General features: G+C 50.8%; 20 protein-coding genes. 9 read left to right on the top strand and 11 right to left on the bottom strand.

Annotated elements, in window-relative coordinates:
• The first annotated feature begins 134 nt into the window (after positions 1 to 134).
• Positions 135 to 356 carry a DUF2795 domain-containing protein gene (locus tag GWC94_RS15245; RefSeq protein ID WP_026767946.1) on the top strand — a complete coding sequence of 74 codons (222 nt, stop codon included), beginning with the start codon at positions 135 to 137 and terminating at the stop codon, positions 354 to 356.
• A gap of 196 nt (positions 357 to 552) precedes the next feature.
• Here the strand turns inward: GWC94_RS15245 and GWC94_RS15240 are convergent, their stop codons facing one another.
• From GWC94_RS15240 to GWC94_RS15215, 6 genes are all read right to left on the bottom strand, one after another.
• Positions 553 to 834: a SemiSWEET family sugar transporter gene (locus tag GWC94_RS15240; protein WP_161835985.1), complete on the bottom strand. Its 282-nt coding sequence runs from the start codon at positions 832 to 834 to the stop codon at positions 553 to 555.
• Between the two features lie 18 nt (positions 835 to 852).
• A complete protein-coding gene (locus tag GWC94_RS15235; protein WP_161835983.1) occupies positions 853 to 1,668 on the bottom strand; it encodes an enoyl-ACP reductase FabI in 816 nt (271 codons plus the stop codon).
• Between the two features lie 193 nt (positions 1,669 to 1,861).
• On the bottom strand, positions 1,862 to 3,514 hold the full coding sequence (gene recN, locus GWC94_RS15230) for a DNA repair protein RecN (protein ID WP_161835981.1): 1,653 nt from the start codon (positions 3,512 to 3,514) through the stop codon (positions 1,862 to 1,864).
• Between the two features lie 83 nt (positions 3,515 to 3,597).
• On the bottom strand, positions 3,598 to 5,082 hold the full coding sequence (locus tag GWC94_RS15225) for a tetratricopeptide repeat protein (protein WP_161835979.1): 1,485 nt from the start codon (positions 5,080 to 5,082) through the stop codon (positions 3,598 to 3,600).
• A gap of 152 nt (positions 5,083 to 5,234) precedes the next feature.
• Positions 5,235 to 5,990 carry a zinc ribbon domain-containing protein gene (locus tag GWC94_RS15220; protein ID WP_161835977.1) on the bottom strand — a complete coding sequence of 252 codons (756 nt, stop codon included), beginning with the start codon at positions 5,988 to 5,990 and terminating at the stop codon, positions 5,235 to 5,237.
• A 56-nt stretch (positions 5,991 to 6,046) separates the two neighbouring features.
• Positions 6,047 to 7,144, bottom strand: a complete 1,098-nt coding sequence (locus GWC94_RS15215) for a Nif3-like dinuclear metal center hexameric protein (protein WP_161835975.1) — start codon at positions 7,142 to 7,144, stop codon at positions 6,047 to 6,049.
• A 64-nt stretch (positions 7,145 to 7,208) separates the two neighbouring features.
• Between GWC94_RS15215 and GWC94_RS15210 the strand changes: the two genes are divergently transcribed.
• A complete protein-coding gene (locus GWC94_RS15210; protein ID WP_161835966.1) occupies positions 7,209 to 8,057 on the top strand; it encodes an aminotransferase class IV in 849 nt (282 codons plus the stop codon).
• A 44-nt stretch (positions 8,058 to 8,101) separates the two neighbouring features.
• Positions 8,102 to 9,418 (top strand): cryptochrome/photolyase family protein, encoded by a 1,317-nt coding sequence (locus tag GWC94_RS15205; RefSeq protein WP_161835964.1) that lies wholly within the window; start codon positions 8,102 to 8,104, stop codon positions 9,416 to 9,418.
• 76 nt (positions 9,419 to 9,494) lie between these two features.
• Here the strand turns inward: GWC94_RS15205 and GWC94_RS15200 are convergent, their stop codons facing one another.
• Both GWC94_RS15200 and mqnB read right to left on the bottom strand, forming a co-directional pair.
• The gene (locus GWC94_RS15200; RefSeq protein ID WP_161835962.1) at positions 9,495 to 10,346 is read right to left on the bottom strand and encodes a 1,4-dihydroxy-6-naphthoate synthase; all 852 of its coding nucleotides are present in this window, start codon (positions 10,344 to 10,346) and stop codon (positions 9,495 to 9,497) included.
• Positions 10,347 to 10,348: 2 nt separating this feature from the next.
• A complete protein-coding gene (mqnB, locus tag GWC94_RS15195; protein WP_161835960.1) occupies positions 10,349 to 11,017 on the bottom strand; it encodes a futalosine hydrolase in 669 nt (222 codons plus the stop codon).
• A gap of 203 nt (positions 11,018 to 11,220) precedes the next feature.
• On the opposite strand from mqnB, the gene GWC94_RS15190 reads away from it, so the two are divergent.
• From GWC94_RS15190 to GWC94_RS15170, 5 genes are all read left to right on the top strand, one after another.
• Positions 11,221 to 11,628: a 6-pyruvoyl trahydropterin synthase family protein gene (locus GWC94_RS15190; RefSeq protein ID WP_161835958.1), complete on the top strand. Its 408-nt coding sequence runs from the start codon at positions 11,221 to 11,223 to the stop codon at positions 11,626 to 11,628.
• Positions 11,629 to 11,809: 181 nt separating this feature from the next.
• Positions 11,810 to 12,223, top strand: a complete 414-nt coding sequence (locus tag GWC94_RS15185) for a 6-pyruvoyl trahydropterin synthase family protein (protein ID WP_161835956.1) — start codon at positions 11,810 to 11,812, stop codon at positions 12,221 to 12,223.
• A 21-nt stretch (positions 12,224 to 12,244) separates the two neighbouring features.
• Complete coding sequence (gene folE, locus GWC94_RS15180; protein ID WP_161835954.1) at positions 12,245 to 12,841, top strand: GTP cyclohydrolase I FolE; 597 nt, start codon at positions 12,245 to 12,247, stop codon at positions 12,839 to 12,841.
• Between the two features lie 77 nt (positions 12,842 to 12,918).
• Positions 12,919 to 13,809 (top strand): ACP S-malonyltransferase, encoded by an 891-nt coding sequence (fabD, locus tag GWC94_RS15175; RefSeq protein ID WP_161835952.1) that lies wholly within the window; start codon positions 12,919 to 12,921, stop codon positions 13,807 to 13,809.
• 69 nt (positions 13,810 to 13,878) lie between these two features.
• Complete coding sequence (locus tag GWC94_RS15170; protein WP_161835950.1) at positions 13,879 to 14,817, top strand: phosphatase PAP2 family protein; 939 nt, start codon at positions 13,879 to 13,881, stop codon at positions 14,815 to 14,817.
• 22 nt (positions 14,818 to 14,839) lie between these two features.
• Here GWC94_RS15170 and GWC94_RS15165 read toward each other — a convergent pair whose 3' ends face one another.
• Positions 14,840 to 15,292: a GNAT family N-acetyltransferase gene (locus tag GWC94_RS15165; protein WP_161835948.1), complete on the bottom strand. Its 453-nt coding sequence runs from the start codon at positions 15,290 to 15,292 to the stop codon at positions 14,840 to 14,842.
• Between the two features lie 20 nt (positions 15,293 to 15,312).
• Positions 15,313 to 16,542, bottom strand: coding sequence for a trans-sulfuration enzyme family protein (locus GWC94_RS15160; RefSeq protein WP_161835946.1), 1,230 nt, complete (start codon positions 16,540 to 16,542; stop codon positions 15,313 to 15,315).
• Positions 16,543 to 16,598: 56 nt separating this feature from the next.
• Between GWC94_RS15160 and GWC94_RS15155 the strand changes: the two genes are divergently transcribed.
• Complete coding sequence (locus GWC94_RS15155) at positions 16,599 to 17,093, top strand: DinB family protein (protein WP_161835944.1); 495 nt, start codon at positions 16,599 to 16,601, stop codon at positions 17,091 to 17,093.
• A gap of 98 nt (positions 17,094 to 17,191) precedes the next feature.
• Here GWC94_RS15155 and GWC94_RS15150 read toward each other — a convergent pair whose 3' ends face one another.
• The gene (locus GWC94_RS15150; protein WP_161835942.1) at positions 17,192 to 18,181 is read right to left on the bottom strand and encodes a beta-ketoacyl-ACP synthase III; all 990 of its coding nucleotides are present in this window, start codon (positions 18,179 to 18,181) and stop codon (positions 17,192 to 17,194) included.
• Between the last annotated feature and the right edge of the window lie 93 nt (positions 18,182 to 18,274).

The following is an 18,274-nucleotide window of genomic DNA, read 5'->3' as shown; positions in this document are numbered from 1 at the left end:
AATAAGGCTACAAACCTACGATCCAGGCCGTTTGGGCGGACAAAATTTCAGTATTTGTTTACATTATGGTACCAACTCCCTTTTGGAGATGTCATTTATACGGCTACATTTGCAAAAAATTAAAAAGCTAGACTATGTTCTGGACCTTAGAATTGGCAAGCTACCTGGAAGAAGCGCCCTGGCCCGCCACCAAGGATGAGTTGATCGATTACTCTATCCGCAGCGGTGCGCCGATCGAAGTGGTGGAGAACCTCCAGGAACTCGAAGATGAAGGGGAAGTTTATGAAAGTATCGAGGATATCTGGCCCGATTACCCCAGCCAGGAAGATTTTATGTTCAACGAAGACGAGTATTAGTTCAAAAATATTCCCCGCAAAAAAAGCCACTCATTGTCTGGGTGGCTTTTTTATGTTATTCCGGATTCGCGAATTAGCGGATTCCGGATTGTAGGGCTCTTTTTGGAGGTCTGCTTTTTTGGAAGAAGCGGGCTTCATGCAACTATAAATCCGCGAATCCGTAATCCGCGAATTTGGAATCCATCAATCCGAAATCCTATTTTTTGAAACGGAATTTAAGATAGAGCAGCACCAGTGTCAGGATCAGCACAATGCTGTTGGCCAGGATCACGGGGCCGCTGTTGATGGCGAATGCATACACCAGCCATACGATGGCGCTGGTGATAACGATCGCAACCATCCAGCTGCTCAGGTCTCCCACGCTTTTTGTCTGCCAGGATTTGTATACCTGCGGTACAAATGTGATGGCCGTAAGGAACGAACCAAAATAGCCGATGTACTCAACAAAATCCGGTGGTATCAGCAGCAGTGTATGCATGATCGTTGTATATACGGGTTATTGTATGCCCAGTTTCTGCATCACATCCATGCTTACGCCGGTATTGGAATAACCGCCGTCGTGAAACAGGTTCTGCATGGTAACCATTTTTGTCAGGTCGGAGAACAGGGTAATACAGTAGTTGGCGCAGTCTTCTGCAGTGGCATTGCCCAGCGGGGCAATCGCGTTTGCATAGTCGTAAAAATCGCCAAATCCTTTGATGCCCGTACCCGCGGTTGTCTTGGTGGGTGACTGCGATACGGTATTGATTCGTACTTTTTTCTCCAGTCCGTAGTGATAGCCGAAACTACGCGCGATCGACTCGAGCATGGCTTTGATATCGGCCATATCGGTATAGAAAGGAAAGGTACGCTGCGCGGCCATATAGGTAAGCGCCACCACGCTGCCCCATTCGCTGATGGCATCGAGTTTGCGGGCTACGGATAACATTTTGTGGAATGAAAGCGCCGATACATCGATGCCTTTCTGGAAATAATCGTAATTCGACTCTGTATAAGCTATGTTCTTGCGGATATTCACGCTCATGCCGATGGAATGCAGTACAAAATCGATCTTTCCACCCAGGATCTCCTGCGATTTTGTGAAAAGCGTGGTCAGTTCGTCAACACTGGTTGCATCGGCCGGTATGATCTCGGAGCCGGTCTTTTCCGCCAGTTTCTTGATCTCTCCCATACGCATGGCGATGGGGGCATTTGTCAATACAAACGTAGCGCCTTCTTCATGCGCTTTCTCCGCCACTTTCCAGGCAATGGAGTTCTCGTCCAAAGCACCGGTGATGATACCGCGTTTTCCTTTCAGTAAATTATAAGCCATAGGGTTGGTTTGAGGCGTAAAAATAGGTGAAAAGCGTGAGACGTCATACGTAGGACGTCGTGAGTCGGCGTGAGTTATCGTGCGTATGGTCGGGTGCATCTCAGCCTGTGCCTGCTATTGGCTGGTATCGTCCCTCAACTCACGGTAACGCACGATAACTCATGTTCCTGACTCACGTGCTCTACACGTTTTTTCAATTCATCATCTCCCTCGCATTCTCCATTGCCGCGGCGGTGGGTTTTTCGCCGCTGAGCATGCGGGCGATGGCGGTGATGCGCTCGTCCTGGTTCAGTAAACGGATATTGGTTTTGATGGCTTCGCCGCGCACTTCCTTGAACACAAAGAAATGTGCATCGGCCTTGCCGGCGATCTGCGGCTGGTGGGTGATGCAGATCACCTGCCGGCTGGCAGCCAGGTCTTTCATGATCAGTCCAACCTGTCTGGCGGCTTCGCCGGAAATACCGGTATCTATCTCGTCGAAGATCATGGTGGGCAGATCGATCGATTGGGCAACCAGCGATTTAATGCAGAGCATCAAACGGCTCAGTTCGCCGCCGCTGGCCACTTTGCGGATCGGCTCGAAGCGGTTGCTTTTATTGGCATCAAAGAGGAACTCGATGGCATCCTTTCCGTATTCGTGCAGGCTGGTTTCTGCTGCCGACACTTTCAGTCTTGCATTGGGCATGCCTACCTGCGCCAGCAGCCTGTTCACCTTTTCCTCGAGCGGCCTGATCATTTTGCCGCGTACGGCGGAGATCCCCGCGGCAAGTTCACCTGCTTCGGCAAAAAGGATAGCTGCTTCTTTTGTTTTGGCTGCTATGGCATCATCTATATCCAGAACGGCCCTGAGCTTTTTTTCCAGCCCCGCCTGTATCTGCAGCAGGTCATTGGTGTTCTGCACACCGTGTTTTTTGATCAGTTTGTATCCGTCCATCATCCGCTGGTTGATCCACTCGATGCGTTTTTCATCGTAGTTCACCGAATCGTTGATGCGTTCTATTTCATCCGAGATATCCTGCAACTCAATCTGTGCACTCTGCAGACGCTGAATGATGGCCGCAAGATCAGGATGAACCGCGGCATAGCCGTTTAACTGCTGGATGGTTTGTTTCAGCAACTGCACCAGCGGCTGTTCGCTCTCCCGCAGGTCGAAATAGGCTTTGGACAGCGTGGTCTTGATGCCTTCGGCATTGCTGAGGAGTTTGAGTTCGGTATCCAGTTCTTCCAGCTCATTTTCTTTCAGACCCAGTTCATTTAATTCATCAAACAGGAACTGGTTGTAGTCGAGTTCTTTGTTAAAACCTGTTTTCTGTTGCTGAAGTTGGGCCAGTTCCCTGCTCACTGCCTGCCATTGGCCAAACCGGCTGCGGTAGGCGGCCAGTGCGTTTTCATTGCCTCCCAGGGCATCCAGCACTTCGCGCTGAAAATCGCTGTCGCCTATTTCCAGGGTATCGAATTGCTGGTGCAGGTCAACCAGCATGGATGCCAGTTCTTTGAGCTGCTGCAAAGTGGCCGGCGTATCGTTGATAAATGCCCTCGATTTTCCGTTCGCCGAGATCTCCCTCCTGAGTACGAGTTCTTCATCCGTATCAAGATCGTTGTCTTTCAGGAATCGGCCCACGTTGGGTTTATTGCCCACGGCAAAAACGCCTTCCATAAAACATTTTTTCTCCTTGTTCACGAGAACGGAGCTGTCTGCACGTTCGCCCAGTATCAGACTCAGTGCGCCCATCAGGATGCTTTTTCCCGCGCCGGTTTCGCCGGTGATGCTGTTCATCCGGGAAGAGAAATCAATACTGATCTCGTCGATGATGGCATAGTTCTGTATGGAGAGTTTCTTCAGCATAACGGTTTAACCAAATCGTGTGCAATTTATAGAAACCATTGTATCCGCAAAGGGTATTAATACCAGGTATTCCCAACAGGCGGTTATTCCCCTTTGCAGCGGGCAATGCCCGATTTGGCGCGCTGGTCCAGCGAGTCTTTGAATTCATGGTCTTCCATAGCAAGACAACGCTGGTAATACTGTATGGCCATCGCTTTCTGCCCGCGTTTTTCGTAGATATAACCGATCTGCACCGCCGCTCTTGCGGCAAAATATTCTCTCCGGTGTTCTCCCATCCGGATCGCGATCAGGTAATTGCGGATGGCATCGTCGTCGCGTTCCAGCGCATCATAGATACGCCCGGCGCGATAGGCGAATTCCAGTTTCTCTTCTTCTGTGCCAAAATCGTCCTCTGTTTTTCCGTGCAGCAGCGCGGCGGCATCGGTGGCGTATCCGCCATCGCTCAACAGTCTTGCTTTGAGTAACAGCATATTCGGCCAGCGGCCTGTCTGGGCATCTTTCAGCGCCTGTTTGTCCGCATCCGAATTGGTGGCGCCCCGCTGCAGGATGCGTTTTCTGGTTTCTTCTGCACGGCTCATATTGCCCTGCAGGTAATAGCACCAGCTTAGTTTCTGCAATGCATCCTTTACATAGAAACTGCCCGTGAATGTTGTAAGAAAACTTTCAAAATGCCTGGCCGATGGCTGTGTTTCGAGGTGGTACAGATGGGTAAAGCCGAGTTCAAAGTCCCATACAGGTGTTCGCAAATAATCATCAGACATATTCCGGTTCAGCATGATCTTCTGCGCCAGCTCGGACTGCTGGTTATTGATGCAGAGATTGGCGGCCATATAGGCGTGCAGGTGGTTGTTTACCAGGTCTATTCTTTTCTGCTGCGCAAAAGCGATCGCCTCATCCTTTTTGTTCTCTATGTAAAACTGCAGGTAGGGGTACAGGAATGCGGCTTCGTTAAAAAACAGTTTTGCCCAGGGGTCGTTGCTGTTCACAAAACCGCGCACCGTTTTCATACCCTCGCCAAGCGAACCCTTCATGCCAAATATGCCTGCGATCCATTTATAGCCTTTTGGTATCGTACTGGTGATGGCCTGCAGCGCACCATAGATCAGGTCGTTGGGAACAAAAGTGGGAAAGTCTTTCCTGTTCTGTTTGATATCCTGGTATGCGCGGCGGAACTCCCATCCCGCATCCCAGAATTTCCCGAATTTGATGGAAGTGGCCGCTTTCTGAACACGTACCGTGCTGATGCAAAAACCATAAAACGGCGATGATTCCGGTCCTTTTTTCAGTGCTTCGATACGCTGCGCGAACCTGGGGTACCGCTCGCGGTAATCAGCAGGGTCTTCGTTGAGGAACAACTGGTAAAAATCGGCATAGCTCTCCAGAAAAACGGGAATCAGGTTATCGGGATTCTGCTGCCTGGCTTTCTCCACGAGCGCCAGTCCTTCGCTGATCTTCAGTTTGGATATTTCCTGGTAGGCCTGCTGGCAGACACTGTTGAATTCGTATACTTTCTGCGCCTCCGACCGGCCGGTGATCACAAACAGCAGCAGAACCACGATATACTTCATACCCGAAAATAGCAAATGCCGCCGATTGATGGACTGCTTTTGATGAATGGCTGAAATCATGTGTAGGATGCTGCTAAAAATATCGTTCCGCGTAGTTGACAAACAAAAAAGGACAGCGGTTAAGCTGTCCTTTACTATCACTCAAAAAAAGATTATTTGGCTTCCACGCTGTCGTTCAGGGTAGCGTCGACCAGGATACGGCCGCAGTTTTCGCAAACGATGATCTTTTTGTGCAGACGGATCTCGCTCTGGCGCTGCGGCGGAATGGAATTGAAGCAACCGCCGCAGGCATCTCTTTCAACCGGTACAACGGCCAGGCCATTGCGATAGCTTTTGCGGATGCGGTCGTAGCTGTACAGCAGGCGCTCGTCGATATGGCTGCGTGCTTCCCCGCTTTGTTTGTTGAAATGGGTTTCTTCTTTCTCCGTATCGGTAATGATCTTCTGCAGTTCGCCTTTCTTGTGGTTCAGCACACCTTCTTTAACCGATACCTGTTTTTTGGCGCCCTCGAGCGTCTTTACCTTTTCGGCCAGTTCTTCGTTGGCGTCGCGGATATGTTTTTCAGACAGCTTGATCTCGAGCTGCTGCATTTCGATCTCTTTGTTGATGGCCTCGAACTCACGGTTATTCTTAACGTTCTCGCTTTGTTTTTCGTATTTGGCGATCAGCGATTCACTGTCCTTGATAGCTGTTTTCTTGCTCTCCATGAACTCGGTGATGCCGTTGATCTCTTCTTCGATACGCGTTTGGCGGGCCTGTAAACCCTGGATCTCGTCTTCCAGGTCGCTTACTTCCATCGGAAGTTCGCCTTTGAGGATCTTGATCTCATCAAGCTTGCTGTCAATCTTCTGCAACTGCAATAACGCTACCAGCTTTTCTTCAACAGAGTACTCTTTAACTGCTGCCATAATGGTTTCTTGGTTTATTCGTTTTAATGGTTGCTGTCAACCTGCGGACCCACAGATCAGGTAAAATAGTTCACCGGGTTGGTTTTTACCCCTGATTTGAGGACGGCAAAGGTAGGGAATTTAGCCTGTAAAAGCTCAAAAAGCAGCCCGGTGGTGAATTGTTCGCTTTCCCAATGACCGATATCGGCGATGACCAGCCGGTTGTCGGCATCAAAGAATTCATGGTATTTTATGTCGGAGGAAACATATACATCGGCCCCCGCGGCAATGGCCTGCCCGGTCAGGAAACTGCCCGAACCGCCGCAGACGGCAATTTTGCTGACCGGTTTGCCCAGCAGCGGTGTATGACGGATCACCTGCAATCCAAAAACATCCCCGAGCCGGGCCAGAAACACCGCTTCTGCTGCCGGCTCGGGCAATTCGCCAACCAACCCGCTTCCAATGTATTGATTATCATTTAGTAAGCTAATTAGGTCATAGGCCACTTCCTCATAAGGATGGGCCGCAAACAGGGCTTTCAGCACCGCTGAACGGCGTTGGCGGGGCAGGATCACTTCCACCCTGGTTTCTTTTTCTTCGTGCCGCCTGCCCGGTTCACCCACAAAGGGGTTGGTATGCTCGGATCCGTTGAAGGTACCTAGGCCGGCCGTGTTGAAACTGGCCTCGCTGTATTCACCGATATGCCCCGCTCCGGCGGCAAAAAGGGCCGACCGCAGTTTTTCGGCGTGTTCTTCGGGTACAAATGTGTAGAGCTTCAGCAGCTGCGCCTCCTTTGGCAGCAGTATGCGCCGGTTGACCAGTTCCAGTTTGTCGGCGATGCGGCCATTTACGCCATCGATCAGGTTATCCAGGTTGGTATGGATGGCATATATGGCGATATCGTTTTTGATGGCGGCGATCACGGTCCGCTCCACATAGTTGCGGCCGGTGATCTTTTTTAACCCGCCGAAAATAATGGGGTGGTGGGCCACCACCAGGTTGCACCCTTTTTCTTTTGCTTCGGCGATCACGGCTTCCGTGGCATCAAGCGTACAAAGCACGCCGGTGCAAGCCCATGCAGGGCTACCGGTCAGCAGTCCTGCATTATCGTAAGATTCCTGCAGGGAAACAGGGGCTTTTTCTTCGAGTGCCTGTATGATGTCCTGGATCGTCATGGATGAATACTATGGATGCCCAAAATAAGCAAAGCTTGCCGGGATTCGGTGATTATATTTGTTTATGTCCCTGCCGCAATTTGTTTTTTACAATGGTGAGATCATGCCGGCCGACGAGCTGTGCTTATCGCCTGATAACAGGTCGTTTCGTTACGGCGACGGTTTTTTTGAAACGATCAGGATGGTAAACGGCCGGATCCCTTTGTTTGATCTGCATACCGACAGGTTTTTCCGTTCGCTGCAGGCCATGTATTTCAACCGTCCCGCCACCTGTACAAAAGCCTACCTGCAAGAAAGCATCGGGAGTCTCGCGCAGAGGAACGGCCACACCGCATCAGCCCGTATCCGCATCACGGTTTTTCGCAGCGAAGGCGGTTTGTTTGATGCAAAGGACCATTTCCCCAACCATATCATCCAAAGCTGGCCGCTGGATCCGGCCTATGCCCTGCTGAATGAAACAGGGCTGCGGATGGGCGTGTACAGAGGGGCAAGAAAAACATGCGACGATTATTCATCCCTGAAACACAACAATTACCTGCCCAGCCTGATGGGCGCGCTGTTTGCAAAAAAAGAGCAGTGGGACGATGTACTGCTGCTGAATCCATACGATGGTGTGGCCGATGCAACGATTGCGAATGTGTTTATCGTAAAGGAGCAAACCGTCCTCACACCCCGCCTGCAGGATGGATGCGTGGGTGGTGTGATGCGGCAATACCTGCTGAACCGTTTCAGGGAAAACGGTATTGCTTTTGCGGAGAAGCCGATAACGGAACAGGCGCTGCGGCAGGCAGACGAACTGTTTTTGACCAATGCCCTGTACGGAATGCGATGGGTGAAAGAACTGGATGGCAAATCTTTCGGGAATGCAATGGCCCGGTCTGTCTACCATCAGTTTATCCAGCCGCTCGGCTGAACAAACCGCCCGGTTGGTTGTTATCTGTTGTATAACCCCGTTTCATGAAAGTAGCTGTGATGTGGTTCCGCCGCGATCTTCGTCTTACAGACAATGCAGCGCTTTACCATGCCTTGCGAAGCGGTTATCCCGTATTACCCGTTTTTACTTTTGACAAAACCATTCTTGACCGGCTGGAAGAAAAAGCCGACAGAAGGGTCAGTTTTATCTGTCTCGCCCTGCGCCAAATGCAACGGGTATTGGAACAGGCTGGGAGTTCGCTTACCGTACTGCACGATCATCCGGAAAATGCGTTCAGGCAGCTGTTGACCGAATTTGAGATTGCCTCGGTATACACCAACCACGATTACGAGCCCTATGCCGTTCAGCGCGACCAGGCGGTCGGGAACCTGCTGGCTGCAGCGGGTGCAGACTTCCACACCTTCAAGGACCAGGTGATTTTTGATAAGACGGAGATACTGAAAGACGATGGTACGCCGTATACGGTGTTCACACCCTATGCAAAGAAATGGCGGCAGAAACTGGATGCCTTTTATATGCGGGCCTACCCTGCAGAAAAATATGCAGCCAATTTTCTGCGCCGAACGTCGGAACCGGTTCCATCTGCTGCGGCAATCGGGTTTATCGATACCCCGGAACGTTTTCCACCGGCCGATCTGCCTGATGCGCTTATACGGCGATATGACAGCACCCGCGATTTTCCCGCGCTTGCAGCGGGTACCTCGCATATGGGTGTGCATCTCCGGTTTGGAACGGTAAGCATACGGGCATTGGTACAACGTGCGGTGGATGTAAACGCCGTTTACCTGAACGAACTGATCTGGCGTGAATTTTACCAGATGATACTCTGGCATTTTCCGCGGGTTGGTAAAGGAAAGAGTTTTAAACCCGCTTATGATCATATACCCTGGCGTAACGATGAAAATGAATTCAGGCGCTGGTGCGAAGGAACCACCGGCTACCCGATCGTTGACGCAGGCATGCGGGAACTGAATGCAACAGGTTATATGCATAACAGGGTACGGATGATCACCGCTTCGTTTCTGGCCAAACACCTGCTGATCGACTGGCGCTGGGGCGAAGCCTATTTTGCGCGGCAATTACTTGATTACGATCTTGCCGCCAACAACGGCGGCTGGCAGTGGGCCGCGGGAAGCGGTTGCGATGCAGCGCCCTATTTCAGGGTATTCAATCCCTCTCTGCAGACGCAGAAATTCGATAAAGACCTGGTGTATACCCGGAAATGGGTGCCCGAGTTCGAAGATTTTTCCTATCCAAAGCCGGTTGTTGATCACGCGATGGCCAGGAAGCGTGCATTGGAAGTATACGGCAAAGCCCTGCAAAAAGCAAACGCCGGTTAAGGGCTCGCGGCATACTGTATCTTTCTTTCGAAAAAAGCAACCCCTTATCCGAAGGTTGATGGCTATTGGCAGGGATTTATTCCGGAGAGAGAAAGATATCCGGTGAGGTGCAGGGTTGCTGCGGATACAACCGGTGGTGCACTTCACAGAGCTGTCTTACGGCTTTTTTGCCGTCTTCGCCCAGCCAGAGCGAATAATCGTTTACATACAGATCGATATGCTGCCGCATTACTTTCGGGTTCATTTCCTGCGCATGCTGCTGTACATATTCGGAGAGATGCGGGTATTCGGCAAATGCATATTCCACGCTTTTTTTGATCAGCGCGTCTATCTCCGCCGCACGGGCCCTGTCTATCCTGTTATGCACCACTATGCCACCCAGGGGTATGGGTGCATGGGTGTGTTTTTCCCAGTATTCGCCTAAATCCATCAGTCTGTGCAGGCCTTTATCCTGGTAGGTGAAGCGGTTTTCGTGAATGATAACGCCGGCATCAGCCCTGCCGCTCAGCACGGCATCCTCTACCTGGTGAAACACCAGGAACTGTTTTTGTTTTGCTTCCGGAAACGCCAGCGAGAACAGGATATGCGCGGTGGTATTCACCCCGGGTATGGCAATACGGAGGGTATCGATATCTTCCACGCGGATACCCGCATCCTTGGCGATCAGCAGCGGTCCTACACCTTTGCCCAACGCGCCGCCGCTTTGCAGCACCTGGTATTTTTCCGCCACCAGCGGTAACACACCGTAACTGATCTTGGAAATATCCAGTTTGCCGTTGATGGCCCATTCGTTCAGCGTCTGCACATCTTCCAGTGCCACATCAAAGGAGATACCGTGGGTATCGATCTTGCCATTTACCAGTGCGTCGAAGATAAAGGTATCGTTCGGGCAGGGCGAAAAGCCAAGGGTATAGGTTGTGCCGGCCATGGTTATTGAATTTTGTATAGCTTTTCGATGTATCTGATCAGTGTTTCGTTCAGTGCGGCAAGCGACTCTTTCAGTTTCCAGTTCTCTTTGTTGCGCTCACCTATGTAGTTGGAAACGGCCCTGATCTGCAGAAACGGCACGCCCGCTTCGCGGCAGGTATAATGCAGCGCAGCACCTTCCATACTCTCGATAACAGGATCGTATTTTTTCCGGATCTGCTGAATGCGCTGTGCATCCGTGCTTACCTCGTTGATCGTAACTGCGCTTACCTGCGGCAGTTTGAGCAGGTTGAACTGTGCCAGCCAGGGATTGGGCAGTTTTCTTTTTTCGAAGGGGTGGTAACTGCTTTTTTCAAGTTTCAGGTCGAACAGGTCTTTCCAGCGTCCGTCTTCCTGCACCCCCATATCGGCCAGGCATTCATCTGCCGTTACCAGCACCTTGCCCAAGGGTATTTTATTGTCAAAACAGCCCGCTATGCCTGCCTGTACCACCAGGTCGGGTTTTTCTTCGTACAACAGTTTTGTCAGCGATACCGCCGTTGCCAGCATACCCACGCCCGACTGGTGAAAACGCAGCTTGAAACGCTGGCTTTCGCTGGTGTACAGGTTGTCTGTTTCCAGGAAAGCCGGCATCCACTCGGCAACGGTCGCGGCGGTAATGATAACACGCATAGGACAAAGGTAGCATGGGGAGTTCGTTTAATTTGAAAATTTGGGGATTTGAGAATTTGAAAATGGATTGAAGACAAATAGTTAAGCGTCAACCGCTACTGCTGTTTTGTTTCCAGTGCGTGGTTGTTGTGCGGGTGCTGATTTTCAAATTTTCAAATCCCCAAATTTTCAAATTCACCCTACCTTTGCCGAAATTTTGCGGGATGGTGTATCTGACAAGGCAGGAACATTTTAATGCGGCCCACAAACTGTTCAATCCCAAATGGAGCAGGGAACAGAATGAGGCGGTATTTGGTGTATGTGCCAATGAGAACTGGCATGGACATAATTATGACCTGTTTGTGACGATAAAGGGCGATCCTGATACGGATACCGGTTTTCTCTATGATGTGAAAAAACTGAGTGTCCTGATCAGAAAACATGTGATCGATAAACTGGATCATAAGAACCTGAACATGGATGTGGATTTTATGAAAGACAAGATGTGCAGCACGGAAAACCTGGCCATCGCCATCTGGGAGCAGCTTACGCCACACCTCCCGGCAGAGGTAAAACTGCATTGCATCAAGCTGTATGAAACACCCAGGATATATGTGGAGTATTTTGGTTAGGGAAGCTGGCGGGTTGTGTTTTTGAACGGATCTACTGGCTGCAGGGTGGTTGCCGGGTGTGCAACAGACCGGATTGCCGTCGGCCGGACCATATAACCGGTAAAACACCCAATCGTTCAACAAATCAACTTATCGACCAACACCCAGCCTCAATTCCCGCTAATTTCCTAACTTGAATACCATGGCCGAAAAAGTAGCCGTTTTCAGGAAAGAACATTTTAACGCCGCGCATCGCCTGTACAACAAGCAGTGGAGCGATGAAAAGAACGATGCGGTATTCGGTCTTTGCAATAACCCCAATTACCATGGGCACAATTATGAACTGATCATAAAAGTGGTGGGCGAGCCGGATCCGGAAACGGGTTACGTGATCGATCTGAAACAGCTTAGCGAACTGATCCGGTCGGAAGTGATCTACCGCTTTGATCATAAGAACCTGAACCTTGATACGAAGGAGTTTGCCGATCTTAATCCGACTGCGGAGAATATTGTAAAGGTGATATATGAACTGCTGCGCCCCAGGCTGGACAGCAGGTTGCAGTTGTGGGTGAGGTTATTTGAGACCGAAAGAAATTTTGTAGAATATCCGGCCTGACACAGGCCTTAATTTTGTTGTATGGCATATTCAAGAACCGAGCATTACGACGAGCAGGCAACAAGTAGCCTGATGAAGAGTTACCACGAAGTACTGGCTGCATTGGGAGAAGACCCTGACCGCGAAGGACTGTTAAAAACCCCCGAGCGTGTTGCCAAAGCCATGCAGTATCTCACCCAGGGGTACCATCTCGATGCAAATGCGATCATCAATTCCGCGAAGTTCCACGAAGATGTAAGCGAGATGATCATTGTAAAAGACATCGAACTTTTCTCGATGTGTGAACACCATATGCTGCCGTTTTTCGGCAAAGCGCATATTGCCTATATCCCCAATGGATGGATCACGGGTCTCAGCAAAATAGCCAGGGTGGTGGATGTGTTCTCGCGCAGGCTGCAGGTGCAGGAGCGGCTGACAACACAGATACTCGGGGCCATCAAGGAATCGCTCAATCCCCTGGGCGTGGCTGTGGTTATCGAGGCAAAGCACCTGTGCATGATGATGCGCGGCGTGCAGAAACAGAATTCCGTTACCACCACTTCCGCATTTGACGGAGAGTTTCTGAAGAACGCCACACGCAGCGAATTCCTGAAACTGATCAGCGCCAAACTGGATTGATTGTTAACCGCAGATGCGCAGGCGGAAGGATTGACCTGCTCATCTGCGGCCGTCTTTTAATAAGTAAATTTTTCCCTATGAAACTTGCCTATGTTTTCCCCGGTCAGGGCTCGCAGTTTACAGGAATGGGTAAGAACCTGTATGAGTCGCTGCCCAAAGCCAAGCAGCTTTTTGAGCAGGCCAATGATATACTCGGTTTCCGTATCAGCGATGTTATGTTCAGCGGTACGGATGAAGAGCTGAGGCAAACCAATATCACGCAACCGGCCGTGTTCCTGCATTCCGTGATCGCGTTCGAAACACGGGAAGCGGCAACACCCGAAATGGTGGCGGGTCATTCGCTTGGTGAGTTGTCTGCACTGGTGGCCAACAAGGTTTTGCAGTTTGAAGATGCGCTGAAGCTGGTCAGCATACGCGCCAAAGCCATGCAGAAAGCCTGCGAGCTGCAGCCTTCCACGATGGCGGCCGTGCTGGCATTGGCCGATGAAAAGGTGGAGGAGATCTGCGCGGAGGTACAGAACGAAACAGGCGAGATCGTGGTGGCTGCCAACTACAATTGCCCGGGCCAACTGGTGATCAGCGGTTCGGTAAAAGGCGTGGAAACAGCCTGCGAAAGAATGAAAGCGGCAGGCGCCAAAAGAGCATTGGTATTGCCTGTTGGCGGGGCTTTTCATTCTCCGCTGATGGCGCCCGCAAAACAGGAACTCGCTGCGGCAATCGAATCAACCGTATTCGCACATCCGCATTGCCCTGTTTACCAGAACGTGGTGGCAAAAGCGGTTACCGAGGCTTCCGAAATAAAACGCAACCTGATAGAACAGCTTACCGCCGCCGTTAGATGGACGCAAAGCGTGCAGGCAATGGCCGCCGATGGCGCCACCAACTTTATCGAGGTGGGACCGGGTAAGGTATTGCAGGGGCTTGTGCAAAAAATCGACAGGAATGTATCGGTAGCTGGTGTTAGTTAGACGCCGGCCTTACACATTTAAGCAGATATTGTTTTACTGCAATGGCATGGTTTTTTTTATTCATGGGATATGAGAAATTCCATTGCTGTATTGCTATGCACGTTATTGTGCACGTATCAGGTATTTTCACAAAGCGACTCATCGCGGAAGGATACAACAGTAAAAAGCAGGCTGTACAATATGCGTCCTGCCTACCAGTTGCCGATAGCAGGCGCAGCCATTATCGGATCTACCATGGCGTTCAGGGCATTGGATGAAAGAGCAAGACTTACTCCGTCAGAAGCAATGAAACTTAATCCAAATGATGTCAATGCATTTGACCGCTCGTCTGCACTGCGCGATCCGGCCAATTTTAAAAAAGATGCAAGCGTCGGCGATTTCTTTCTTAATTTTTCTGTTGCCAGTCCCGCCCTGCTGGCGCTGGATAAACATATGCGCAGGGACTGGGTTGATTTGCTGACCCTGTACCTGGCTGCGCACGCAGTGGATAATATGTTGTATTTCAGTTCCATCCTCGCGGTTAAAAGACCAAGACCGCTTGCGTATAATGCCGGTCTAGACTCCATTGCCCGTTCGGGTGTGGGTATGCAGAAATCTTTTTTCAGCGGGCATGTATCCTTTGCGGCAACCGCTACTTTTTTTGCGGTAAAAACCTATACCGACTACCATAACATCAAAGGCTGGAAGCGCATAGGCCTGTATGCGCTGGCTTCCATTCCACCCCTGGTTACCGGGTACTACCGCGAAAGATCGGGCCGGCATTTTAAGACCGATATCATTGCAGGATTTATCGCAGGCGCTTCATCGGGTATACTGGTTCCCGAGATGTTCAAAAGACGGAACAAAGACAAGATCGTTGCCCTGACCCCTTACTACCGCAATAACGGAGCAGGCGCCAGTCTTACCGTTGGATTGAATACCGGCAGGAAAAAACAAAAAGACTGGACTTTCCTTGCAAAAAATATTTCGCAAACGGATACAGCGGCGCAAAACGCGGTGCCAAAGTAATGGTAAGGAAGCGAGGAACGGGTTAGCTTACCAGTAACGAACAGTTTACCCATTCCGGTTCGAAAACGGCATCGTATTTTTTATAAAAATTGATCGCCGGTTCGTTCCAGTCGAGCACCTGCCATACCATGGCCGAGAATTTCTTATCCTTACATTCTTCTATCAGCCGGTCGAATAACATTTTGCCGATACGGTTGCCGCGCAATGATTCTGTTACCAGCAGGTCTTCGAGATACATGCGCTGGCCTTTCCAGGTGCTGAAGCGGATATAGTACATGGCAAATCCCTGTACGGTTCCGTCTACTTCCGCTACAAATGCCCACCACACGGGTTTTTCACCAAATCCGCTTTCTTCAAAATGCTCCGGTGTAACGGTCACCGCATCCGGTGCACGTTCGTACTCGGCCAGTTCTCTGACAAGTTCTATCAGTCTTACGCAGTCTTTTTTTTCCGCTCTTCTGATCAGGATATCCATAGTTGCAGTTTGTTTTTGTTTCAGGCTTTGGCAAGCGCCTGTTCAAGATCGCTTATGATGTCGTGGATATTCTCAATTCCCACGCTCATCCTGATCAGTCCATCGGTGATGCCGTATTTTTCACGTTCTTCTTTTGGAACAGACAGATGGCTCATGCTGGCGGGATGTGATATCAGCGTATCCACGGTGCCCAGCGATACGGCGCGAATACACATCTGCAGTGCATCCGTGAATTTTTTTCCCGCATTCAGTCCGCCTTTCAGTTCATAACTCATCACCGCCCCGGGATGTTTCATCTGCCTGGCGGCGATGGCATGATCGGGATGCGATGCCAGTCCGGTGTAATTCACATGCGCGATCGCCGGATGCGCAGACAGGTATTCCGCCACTTTCATGGCATTATCGCAGTGACGGTCCATACGCAGCTCGAGTGTTTTCATACCCTGGCCCAGCAGGAAAGCGTCGAAAGGATTGCTGTTGCCGCCCAGCAGCACATGCCATTTCCACATGGCGGTATTCATCAGGGCAAGATCCCTGCCCAGCAGCACACCGCCAATGGCCGTTCCGTGGCCGTTGAGAAATTTGGTGGTGGAGTGAAATACAAAATCCACTTCGTAACGGAAGGGCTGCTGCAGGTAAGGTGTTGCAAAAGTGTTGTCGACAGATACCAGCAGCCCGTGCTGTTTGGCGATCCCCGAAACCGCCTCGATATCCACGCACTGGATGGTAGGGTTGGCGGGTGTTTCTATATGCAGCAGTTTGATCGATGTATTTTTCCGGATGGTATCTTCCACCAGGTTCAGATCGTGCATATCGATCAGTATGGTATGCACGCCGGTGGCGGCCAGTACCTTGTTCATCAGCTCATAGGTGCCGCCATACAGTGAGTAATGCGAAAGAACGGTGTCGCCGGCCTTCAGTGTCCCCAGAAAAAGCGTTGTCATGGCAGCCTGACCGCTGGCATGCAGCAGAGCTTTGACTTCCAGCTGTGAGCCGTCGGGGTTTTTTAACCCGAATGTTTCGAGTGCGGCAATGGTTTTTTCGGCAGCGGTGAAAGTGGGGTTTCCCCAGCGACTGTAGATCCTCGTCTTATCGGCACCGGCAAAGCGGTCGGAGCCCTGCTGTGCCGAGTCGAATGTAAACGTGGAGGTCGCGAATATCGGCGTAAGATGCGCGTATTCCGCATGCTCATGACCCGCGGCATGCATGGCCACTGATCCAATACCTGTAAGGGGAAAATCTTTATTCATTAAATTTGATTTGAAGGATGAACAGGGTCTGTATCCATTTCAAAATTACATGAATCATGAAACAAATGCTGGTCTCTTATACAGCCTATGAAATATGGGCCAACGAAAGGTTGCTGACGGTGATCCGCAGTCTTAGTCCTGAGCAACAGCAGCAGGAGATCGTAAGCAGTTTTCCGTCGCTGTACAAAACCTGTCTGCATATCTGGGATGCCTCGTTTATCTGGTGGCAGCGGGTGCATCAGGCAGCGCAGATTGTGGTGCCCAGTCTCAGTTTTCATCCTACCATGGATGAGGTGGCGCAGGAGCTGCTGGAGCAAAACCAGCAATGGCTTGCATGGATCGAGCATGCAACCGAGGCTGACCTGGTAAAAGAACTGCCCTATACCACCATGAAAGGAGATGCATTTGTTCAGCCCGTCAGGTTCATCATTCAGCACCTTGCCAACCACGGTACCTACCACCGCGGCCAGCTGGTTACCATGCTCAGGCAGCTGGGGGTAGAGAAGATCCCGGTTACGGATTATATTGCGTTTACCAGGAATGGAAGTTGAGAAAAAAGGGTTAATGGCTGAATGGGTAAGGGTTTGTCATCCCCATATCCACCTCAGCCATGCAAAACCAATAGGCTGTTCGCCCATCCCCCGTTCTTCTAATACGACCACTTCACCCAGGTAGCTCCCCAGGTAAAGCCGCCGCCGAATGCGGCGAGAACGATATTGTCTCCTTTTTTGAGTTGTTTTTCCCAATCCCACAGACAGAGGGGTATGGTGGCTGCCGTGGTATTGCCATAGCGCTGTATGTTGATCATCACTTTTTCCTTGGCCAGACCCATGCGGTTGGCTGTGGCGTCTATGATGCGGAGATTGGCCTGGTGCGGCACCAGCCAGGCGATATCATCACCGGTTAGATTGTTTTTCTCCAGCAGTTCGGCGCTTATATCGGCCATTCCTTTTACGGCAAATTTGAAAACGGCGGGTCCTTCCTGGTAGGCATAATGCTCGCGGTTGGCAACCGTTTCCATCGAAGGCGGTCTTACAGAGCCGCCGGCTTTCATATGCAGGTGCTTGCAGCCGCTGCCATCGCTGCGGAGTATACTGTCGAGTATCCCTGTTTCGTCGGTGGAAGGTTCCAGTAACACCGCCCCGGCGCCATCGCCGAAGAGCACACAGGTGGTGCGGTCGGTATAGTCTACAATGGCACTCATTTTGTCTACGCCAACCACGATCACTTTTTTATAACGGCCGCTTTCGATGAACATGGTGCCGGTGGTAAGTGCATACAGGAAACCGCTGCAGGCAGCGCTCAGGTCAAATCCCCAGGCATTGGTGGCGCCCACGGCTTCGCAAACGATGTTGGCGGTGGCGGGAAATACCATATCGGGTGTTACCGTAGCACAGATCAGGCAATCGATTTCGCGGGGATCGAGGTTTTTCTTGCGCAGCAGTTCCTGAACGGCAGGGATGGCCAGGGCGCTGCTGCCCTTGCCCGGCTCGCGTAAGATCCTTCTTTCTTCGATGCCGGTACGGGTCCGGATCCATTCATCGTTGGTATCAACTATTTTTTCAAGATCAGAATTGGTAAGCTTTGTTTCTGGAACATATCCGCCAACACAGGTGATGGCTGCAGTAATTTTGCTCATACGGTTAATTAGAATCTTCTGCTGAATAAAATGCAAATATCATGAATTAAATAAGCGGAAGCAAAAATTGGCCGTGCATAGCGGAGGCAGCCC

Source organism: Sediminibacterium soli, from assembly GCF_009939225.1.
Lineage (GTDB): Bacteria > Bacteroidota > Bacteroidia > Chitinophagales > Chitinophagaceae > Sediminibacterium > Sediminibacterium soli.
Note: the sequence above shows the minus strand (reverse complement) of the source record. Positions and strands in the feature narration are given on the sequence as shown.

Bases quoted from the DNA above. Each gene is read 5' to 3' on its own strand.
- GWC94_RS15245 (WP_026767946.1), top strand. From the start codon at position 135: ATGTTCTGGACCTTAGAATTGGCAAGCTACCTGGAAGAAGCGCCCTGG.
- GWC94_RS15240 (WP_161835985.1), bottom strand. From the start codon at position 834: ATGCATACACTGCTGCTGATACCACCGGATTTTGTTGAGTACATCGGC.
- GWC94_RS15235 (WP_161835983.1), bottom strand. From the start codon at position 1,668: ATGGCTTATAATTTACTGAAAGGAAAACGCGGTATCATCACCGGTGCT.
- recN (WP_161835981.1), bottom strand. From the start codon at position 3,514: ATGCTGAAGAAACTCTCCATACAGAACTATGCCATCATCGACGAGATC.
- GWC94_RS15225 (WP_161835979.1), bottom strand. From the start codon at position 5,082: ATGAAGTATATCGTGGTTCTGCTGCTGTTTGTGATCACCGGCCGGTCG.
- GWC94_RS15220 (WP_161835977.1), bottom strand. From the start codon at position 5,990: ATGGCAGCAGTTAAAGAGTACTCTGTTGAAGAAAAGCTGGTAGCGTTA.
- GWC94_RS15215 (WP_161835975.1), bottom strand. From the start codon at position 7,144: ATGACGATCCAGGACATCATACAGGCACTCGAAGAAAAAGCCCCTGTT.
- GWC94_RS15210 (WP_161835966.1), top strand. From the start codon at position 7,209: ATGTCCCTGCCGCAATTTGTTTTTTACAATGGTGAGATCATGCCGGCC.
- GWC94_RS15205 (WP_161835964.1), top strand. From the start codon at position 8,102: ATGAAAGTAGCTGTGATGTGGTTCCGCCGCGATCTTCGTCTTACAGAC.
- GWC94_RS15200 (WP_161835962.1), bottom strand. From the start codon at position 10,346: ATGGCCGGCACAACCTATACCCTTGGCTTTTCGCCCTGCCCGAACGAT.
- mqnB (WP_161835960.1), bottom strand. From the start codon at position 11,017: ATGCGTGTTATCATTACCGCCGCGACCGTTGCCGAGTGGATGCCGGCT.
- GWC94_RS15190 (WP_161835958.1), top strand. From the start codon at position 11,221: ATGGTGTATCTGACAAGGCAGGAACATTTTAATGCGGCCCACAAACTG.
- GWC94_RS15185 (WP_161835956.1), top strand. From the start codon at position 11,810: ATGGCCGAAAAAGTAGCCGTTTTCAGGAAAGAACATTTTAACGCCGCG.
- folE (WP_161835954.1), top strand. From the start codon at position 12,245: ATGGCATATTCAAGAACCGAGCATTACGACGAGCAGGCAACAAGTAGC.
- fabD (WP_161835952.1), top strand. From the start codon at position 12,919: ATGAAACTTGCCTATGTTTTCCCCGGTCAGGGCTCGCAGTTTACAGGA.
- GWC94_RS15170 (WP_161835950.1), top strand. From the start codon at position 13,879: ATGAGAAATTCCATTGCTGTATTGCTATGCACGTTATTGTGCACGTAT.
- GWC94_RS15165 (WP_161835948.1), bottom strand. From the start codon at position 15,292: ATGGATATCCTGATCAGAAGAGCGGAAAAAAAAGACTGCGTAAGACTG.
- GWC94_RS15160 (WP_161835946.1), bottom strand. From the start codon at position 16,542: ATGAATAAAGATTTTCCCCTTACAGGTATTGGATCAGTGGCCATGCAT.
- GWC94_RS15155 (WP_161835944.1), top strand. From the start codon at position 16,599: ATGAAACAAATGCTGGTCTCTTATACAGCCTATGAAATATGGGCCAAC.
- GWC94_RS15150 (WP_161835942.1), bottom strand. From the start codon at position 18,181: ATGAGCAAAATTACTGCAGCCATCACCTGTGTTGGCGGATATGTTCCA.